Origin of the sequence: Trichlorobacter sp., assembly GCF_030247655.1 — a bacterium.
In the GTDB taxonomy this organism is placed as follows: Bacteria; Desulfobacterota; Desulfuromonadia; order Geobacterales; family Pseudopelobacteraceae; genus Trichlorobacter.
In genome coordinates, this window is the sequence record NZ_JAOTRZ010000347.1 from 1 (window position 1) to 1837 (window position 1837).

Here is a 1837-nt window from a genome sequence, read left to right on the forward strand (position 1 = left end):
GTTCAGTGCACGGTCAACTGCCTCGGTTGCACTTCTAAACAGTTTGCTCCGCGCGCCACGGTATCCTTTGGCAAGCTTCAGAACCTTGTTGCGGCGTTGCCGCGACTTAAAACCACCTTTTGCTCTCGGCATCTTAGTACTCCTTCAGGTTTATTTGCCCGATCCACAAGGGGCCGTTCCTCGCGGTTCTGGGTCGAAACAGCAGATGCTGTTTCTAACTACATGTAGGGGATCAAAGCACAGATGTTCTTTTGATCCACTGCAGCTACGGTATTACTCTGACGCAGATTGCGCTTACGCTTGCTACTTTTGTGAGTCAGGATATGGCTGGTAAATGCATGAGCACACTTTACCTTACCGGTACCGGTCTTTTTGAAACGCTTGGCAGCGCCACGGTTAGTTTTGATTTTAGGCATTGACTTGCTCCTTCTTAATAAGGTTGTGAGTAATACTAATCAAAAAATTAGTGTTTCTTAACTTTAGGGGCAACAATCATAAACAGCTGACGCCCGTCAACCCGTGGTGCAGTCTCAATAACCGCAATATCAGCCAATTCAGCTGCAAATTTTTCAATAACAGCGCGACCGATATCCTGGTGGGTAATCTCACGACCACGGAATACCAGAGTTACCTTCGCCTTGTTTCCTTCTTCAAGGAAGCGGCGTACATGTTTTATCTTAAAATCAAGGTCATGGTCATCGGTTTTAGGTCTGATTTTAACCTCTTTTACCTGCACATGAACCTGCTTTTTCTTGGCTTCCTGCTGCTTTTTGCTCACCTGATACTTGAACTTGCCGTAGTCCATGATCCGGCAAACTGGCGGAGTTGCCGTAGGCGATACCTCAACCAGATCAAGCTGGCGTGCCTCAGCAGCCTCCAGCGCCTCGCGCAGCGTCAGAATTCCTAATTGTTCACCATCATGTGCTACAACACGTACTTCTGATGCACGAATTGCGTGATTGATGTTGACTGTTGCGGTTTTGGTGGGGGCAGCTATGACGACACCTCCTGGTAGAGTGGCACTAAAACTACTTGTAGGCCTTTGTCTCAGCTTCAACAAAAGCGATAAATTCATCCAGTTTCATGGCGTGCAGGTTTTTACCATCACGATAACGTGGCGTTACCGTCCCCTGCTCTACTTCCTTATCACCAATCACCAGCATGTACGGTATTTTCTGTAATTGAGCTTCACGAATCTTGAAATTAAGTTTTTCGTTCCGCAGATCTTCCTGCACACGAATCCCCGCACTCTTGAGCTGCTTGTACACCTCTTGAGCATAAGGGATCTGATTATCTGTGACCGTTAACACAACCGCCTGCACTGGTGCAAGCCACAACGGGAAATTACCGGCAAAATGTTCGATCAAGACGCCAATAAAGCGTTCAATGGAACCGAGGATAACCCGATGTACCATTACGGGGCGTTTCTTCTCTCCGTCACTGGCGACATAGGTCAGATCGAACCGCTCAGGCAGGGTAAAATCGCACTGGATAGTAGCACACTGCCACCGTCTGTCAAGACAATCACGTAGTTTGATGTCAATTTTGGGGCCATAAAACGCTCCATCCCCCTCATTAATCTCAAAATCACGTCCGGTATCCTTTAATGCGCCAAGCAGGGCACCAGTTGCCCTATCCCAGTCTTCATCACTACCAATCGATTTTTCAGGACGAGTTGAAAGTTCCATCTCATATTCAAAACCGAAAATCCCCATCACATCGGAAACAAACTTCAGAACACCTTTAATCTCGGCGTCAAGTTGCTCCGGAGTACAGAGAATATGGGCATCATCCTGGGTAAAACAACGCACCCTCAGCAGACCGTGAAGTACACCGC

At 47.6% G+C, this 1837-nt stretch carries 4 protein-coding genes; all 4 read right to left on the reverse strand.

The genetic code is table 11. From position 1 onward, the window contains the following. Positions 1 to 132: 50S ribosomal protein L20 (locus OEL57_RS16530; protein ID WP_300742027.1), on the reverse strand; the 132-nt coding region annotated here is incomplete at its 3' end. An 86-nt stretch (positions 133 to 218) separates the two neighbouring features. Next, positions 219 to 416, reverse strand: a complete 198-nt coding sequence (gene rpmI / locus OEL57_RS16535) for a 50S ribosomal protein L35 (RefSeq protein ID WP_078791434.1) — start codon at positions 414 to 416, stop codon at positions 219 to 221. 47 nt (positions 417 to 463) lie between these two features. Then, positions 464 to 1075, reverse strand: coding sequence for a translation initiation factor IF-3 (gene infC, locus OEL57_RS16540; protein ID WP_300742024.1), 612 nt, complete (start codon positions 1073 to 1075; stop codon positions 464 to 466). Further along, positions 1029 to 1837 (reverse strand): threonine--tRNA ligase (locus OEL57_RS16545; RefSeq protein ID WP_300742025.1); only part of this gene is annotated, 809 nt, incomplete at its 5' end. The genes infC and OEL57_RS16545, both read right to left, overlap by 47 nt.

Excerpts from the sequence above, each read along its gene's own strand:
- rpmI (WP_078791434.1), bottom strand. The coding sequence starts at position 416 with ATGCCTAAAATCAAAACTAACCGTGGCGCTGCCAAGCGTTTCAAAAAG.
- infC (WP_300742024.1), bottom strand. The coding sequence starts at position 1,075 with ATGAATTTATCGCTTTTGTTGAAGCTGAGACAAAGGCCTACAAGTAGT.